Source organism: Acinetobacter sp. CIP 101966 (genome assembly GCF_000369725.1).
Classification (GTDB): Bacteria; Pseudomonadota; Gammaproteobacteria; order Pseudomonadales; family Moraxellaceae; genus Acinetobacter; species Acinetobacter lwoffii_Q.
Genome location: NZ_KB850166.1, coordinates 1 through 4958 on the forward strand (window position 1 = coordinate 1; position 4958 = coordinate 4958).

Consider the following 4958-nt stretch of genomic DNA (forward strand, 5'->3'; position numbering starts at 1 on the left):
TGTCCTAAATCATAATAAGAAAAAAAATAGAGTCTAGTTACCTTATTATCAGGAACATAGCTATACTAGCCATACATATAGCGCTTATACGATTAAGATAAAGTAGATTAGTTTTATCCTTAAAAAAATATAATAATTTAACTCCCAATAATCCATATATTGTCATACAAATTATATCTATCATCGAAGAAGCGATACCTAGAACTATGTATTGATAAGATATATTTAAATTAGGATCAATAAATTGGGGTAAAAATGCAATAAAAAATACAAGTACTTTAGGATTAGAAATTGCTGTTAAAAAACCTTTTATAGGTAATCTATATATATTATGAGTATCATCTTTATGTTCAGAAATACTGTTTTCTGATTTCCATATCATATACGCGATAAAAATTAAGTAGAAAAATCCTAGAGTTTTTATTACCTCAAAAATTATAGGAAAATCATCAATTATTTGTTTTAGTCCAAAACCAATAGCACAAATAATCAGAAAATCAGCTATCGCTGCTCCAATACTAGCTAGAAAAACAGCTTTTATAGAATTATTAAGACCTAGATTTAAGGCCAATAAAGATGTAGGGCCAGGTAAAATGGCCCCTATAAAGCAAAAAAAACTATACAAAATAATTGTATAAAGTTCCATATTATTTTCTACTGTGTAGATGTTTTAGGTATTCATAAGTACTTGGTAAACTTTCCAAGAGATTATCCTCACGTTTCTTTAACTCTTGCATATATTCTCGAGCTTTATCATATTTATTATCATAAAGTATTTTTGGATATACTGAGTTTGGATAGGATTTAAACCCTGTAAACATGCAGTAGTAATTGCTATTTGTCCAGAAATTAGAAAACTCTATATCAAAGTCTCCATAATAATCTTCTTCATTTGTAGTAATTGGAGGAAAATAAAGTAAAACTTTTCACAAGAAAAGTAAAATAAAAAAATAGCCTAAGGCAAGTTAGTTTTTTCTAAAGCTCATATATAAAAGAAAAACAAATGAACTCAACCTCTCAACCGTTTCCAAAGCGTCGCACTTCGTGCTTTGGCTTTGGAAACGGTTGAGAGAGTTTCGGCAATACTCACCCTAAGGGCAGCCATTTGAAAAAATGACATATCCCCTAAGTATTGCCGATTTACCTGTATATATTTGGCTTCGGAGCCACGTATATCGGTCGTATCCGCACATAGCTTTGCTGACTATGCAGACAAGGACTCAAAGTCTTGCACCTCGCTCCACGCGCTCCCTGTCGTTACATTGCCTGTATCTCTGCGAGGGTTTCCCCAACATGCAACTTAACAAGTCCTATGTAACTACTCCTAACGCTCCGCCTATGTGAAGTTCCCCTGTAAGCGGTTTAGCCTTTCGACTATAGCTACAATACGCCAGTGACACTTATTCCTACCACACGTACTGCATGCCGACCGTAAAACGGACACGCAGAAGCGGGCAAAGCTCGATCTAGGATGCTTATTTGATGGTTTAAAACACGAATTAACGAAGACTTATCATTTTGAGGCTTGATATAAACACTGTTTATTGTGAAAATAGAGTTCAGGTACAAGCCTTTTGGTGAAATCATAACGGTCGTCAAACCTTATGATCTTCGTTACTTGATGTTGTAGCATCAAATAACTGCGTACCGCTGAATTTACTTGAAAACCCCTCTAAGTTGCAAGACTTAGAGGGGTTTTTGTTTAGAATTTTACATTACAAGTTACTTATCCTTGTTTAAAGCAAATTTTCGCTTCTTAATCACAGTAAGTGGCTTTTCTTGTGGAGCCATATTTTTCTGAATGGTTCCCTGCTTCATCTCTACTGGGACAGCACTATTTTCAGTAGTCTTTGGACTAGATTCTTTAGGCTTTGACTCTGTTGGCTTTTGCAAAGTTGCTTCCTTATTTTTAATTTTTATATAAATTTTATGAGCAACTGTATTGTGCTCCTTAATTTCCCTGTTCTTATCAGCCAATTTTTTATACTGTTCTTTAAAAGGTTTTATAAATTTTTTGATAGCTGATAAGAACACGGCTTCTTCAGGATATATGTCCGCTAATGTCTTAGGTGTTTCCTTTTGCACGAAATTGATGAGATCGGCTGGAAATTTATTAAGAATCTCTGGAGTAGCAAAGCTTACAAAATCATAGTCATGATAAGAAATTACAGCATATCGGGTATTTTTCTTAGTCGGACTTTTAATATAACCTTTGACTGTTGCCTCCCCTTGATCAAGTAACTTTTTCAAATAGAAATCTTTGATTTGGTTTTCTATAAGCGCATTACCTCTATAGAACCTAAGCTTCTGACTGATTTCCGCCTGTTCTTCCAGGTTGTCTTCATCAACAAGTTTTAGCTGTTCGGATTGGTCAAGGAATTGAGCATAATTATATTGAGCAAGTTCGGATGTCCAAATCAGTAACTGATCAAGGTTTTTAGGCATAGGAACTTTCAAATCATTCAAATCAAGCTTTTTAATGGGCGCAAGTTCTTCTTCCTTAAACTCTGTTCTTTCTAAACTTGATTGCTTTAACATAATAATTTCCTTAACTTCCACTAATTTTAAACATAATAAAAATTATAAATGAGTGCTTAGAGCCTTCATTTTCAGATTCAGCTATTTGGGGTCAATAACGCATAAATCCCCATGCTTCCCATAGCCACACTGCTCTTTCATCACTCGGACGCAGGGCTTGGACTCTTCTCCAACGGCACAACTTTGAATATCAAACTGAATACCTTGCTGCCTTAAACTCTCGATCTTTGGAATATTCTCTAAAGGCTTAATATAAGATGCAAATAGCCACGTCATAGTCAGTATGAGAACTGAAAAAACACCTAAGAAAGTGGTGATTAACTTCCATGAAAATTGATCATTGGCTGATTCAATCGAGTTTTTCAAGCGTCCAAGCGCTTTAGCGGTCTTAATAAGTTCTGCTGTACCGTCCTGTAAGCCCTCATTTACCGCTTTTGATATAGTGTGGTGGGTTTGCCCAGCAATAGTGCTTTGAATGTGTTCTTTCGTGATTTGAAGCTCTTTAACGGCCTGATTGACTAGGTTCTGCTGTTGTTCTGCAACTGCCATCAGTGCATATAGCTTTTTTTCATCAGGTGTCATCGGCTCATCCCTCTAAACTTCATTGTTTTCTGTTGCTCTCTTTCTAATTTCTGCTGCTGTTTGTACTGTTCCAAAGCAAGCTGTTTAAAGCTGTCAAAATCAGCCTTAAAGCTCTCAATACCCTGTTTAATTTCTTTATCTGAAATTGGGCTGTTTTTGAGGTCTTTCAGGTCTTTTTTAGGGTCGCCTAAATCTAGTTGCTCAAGCTCTTTATAGGCTATACGTGACTGTTGCAAGGCTTCCCTGATTTCAGGGTCTTTAGCTTGGCTTGGTAATAGTTTCTTTTCGGGTTCTTTCTCTATGCCTTGCTCTTTGTAGCTTCGCATATCAATACGACTGTCAATTTGGTGTTTTTCTAAATGGCTGTTGCATAAATCAGCCCATCTTTGGCGTAGGTCTTTAATATCAGTTTTTCGTTCCTGGTAACCCTTGCCCGTATTGTCTTTTTTAGCTCCGCCACGTTCAGGATTCTTGGCGTTATAGCGTTTGAAATATTGCTCTGGATCTCGTTCGATTCCATCTTGCAGACGTTCATTAAACATGAGGTGAACGTGAGGCTGATCCTTGCCGTCCATTGCTTTAGGGTTATGAATCGCAAATTGATACGGATATTTTGAGCCGATCTCAGACTGAATGAAGTCCTCAACCAGTTCTAGGCGTTGCTCGGCATTCATCTCTCTAGGCAGGGCAATTTCATATTCTCGATAGGTACTGCCATTTTTACGCTCGTAAAGGTCGGCTGCCTGCCAAAAGGTAATCGGATTATGTTCAGCCCATTTCGGCATGTTTCCATAAGCACTATGTTCAAGATCAGTTTCTGCCTGTTCCTGTTTCAGCTTCTTTTCTTCATCCCGATCTATATATTCGGCATGCGGTGCTGCTTTACCTGCCTTACCGACTTTGACACTTAAACGAGCAATCGCCATTAGGTTTTATCCTGTTCCTTTTTTCGGTTGCGCTCTTTCTTAAACGCTCTTTGATCAAGTATCGAAGCCCACATCATAATGATGATGATTAGCGGTGCTGCGATCACGCCAAAAGTAATATCTTTGATTTTTCCCAATACCTGTTTTAGTTGCATGCTGTTGCTCCTAGCTTTGGTACTTATTTTTTTCATTCAATTTTCAATTGAACGAAAAAAATAAGTTTCAGGGTTTTAGGGATGAAGTCCCTAACGTGCTTAGGTTTCTCAATGAAATTGAGAAACGTCTAAGCGCGCCATCAAATTTTTGATGGAAGTGCAGGCGACAATCTCTAGAACGACTTTAACAAAATTACGTTACTCGAACGTAAATATTTTGTTATCGTTCTTTGAGTATTGAGCCTGTAATTTTGCGGTATCTGAATCAAGGAATTAAATATGAATAATGAATGGCTATTTGAAAAAATCACCTATATTTCTGCTTTAAAGAACCCTAATGATGCTCAAAAACTTTTACTTGAATTAGCCAAAATTCAGTACAGAACACCTGACCAAGAGAAAAAAATTAATGCCTTAATCAAAGCTGAAAAAGCAATAGATCGAGCAAATAAGCAAAAAGTTGCAGTTAGAAAATTATTGAATGCAGAAAAGGAAGCTGAACGAAAAGCTCGTACACGCCACCTTATCCAATTAGGCGCACTTTTTGAGATTGCTAACCTAGATCAGCGTGATCCTGCAGAATTACTTGGAGTTCTGCTTAAAACTGCTGAAATCGACCCAAATGATATGAAATGGGAAATTTGGAAGGATTTAGGACAAGCTGTCCTAAATCATAATAAGAAAAAAAATAGAGTCTAGTTACCTTATTATCAGGAACATAGCTATACTAGCCATACATATAGCGCTTATACGATTA

6 protein-coding genes are annotated in these 4958 nt (G+C 36.6%); 1 reads left to right on the top strand and 5 read right to left on the bottom strand.

Features of this window, described 5'->3' with window-relative positions; genetic code table 11:
* Positions 1–37: 37 nt before the first annotated feature.
* From F891_RS16580 to F891_RS18135, 5 genes are all read right to left on the bottom strand, one after another.
* Positions 38–646, bottom strand: a complete 609-nt coding sequence (locus F891_RS16580; RefSeq protein ID WP_004282301.1) for a LysE family translocator — start codon at positions 644–646, stop codon at positions 38–40.
* 1076 nt (positions 647–1722) lie between these two features.
* The gene (locus tag F891_RS16585) at positions 1723–2538 is read right to left on the bottom strand and encodes a hypothetical protein (RefSeq protein WP_004282298.1); all 816 of its coding nucleotides are present in this window, start codon (positions 2536–2538) and stop codon (positions 1723–1725) included.
* Positions 2539–2619: 81 nt separating this feature from the next.
* The gene (locus tag F891_RS16590) at positions 2620–3120 is read right to left on the bottom strand and encodes a hypothetical protein (RefSeq protein ID WP_004282297.1); all 501 of its coding nucleotides are present in this window, start codon (positions 3118–3120) and stop codon (positions 2620–2622) included.
* Complete coding sequence (locus F891_RS16595; RefSeq protein ID WP_004282296.1) at positions 3117–4046, bottom strand: MobA/MobL family protein; 930 nt, start codon at positions 4044–4046, stop codon at positions 3117–3119. Before F891_RS16595 ends, F891_RS16590 begins: the two co-directional genes overlap by 4 nt.
* Positions 4046–4201: a hypothetical protein gene (locus F891_RS18135; RefSeq protein WP_004812002.1), complete on the bottom strand. Its 156-nt coding sequence runs from the start codon at positions 4199–4201 to the stop codon at positions 4046–4048. Before F891_RS18135 ends, F891_RS16595 begins: the two co-directional genes overlap by 1 nt.
* Positions 4202–4480: 279 nt before the next feature.
* Between F891_RS18135 and F891_RS16605 the strand changes: the two genes are divergently transcribed.
* Positions 4481–4900, top strand: a complete 420-nt coding sequence (locus F891_RS16605) for a conjugal transfer protein TraD (RefSeq protein WP_004282303.1) — start codon at positions 4481–4483, stop codon at positions 4898–4900.
* Positions 4901–4958 lie beyond the last annotated feature (58 nt).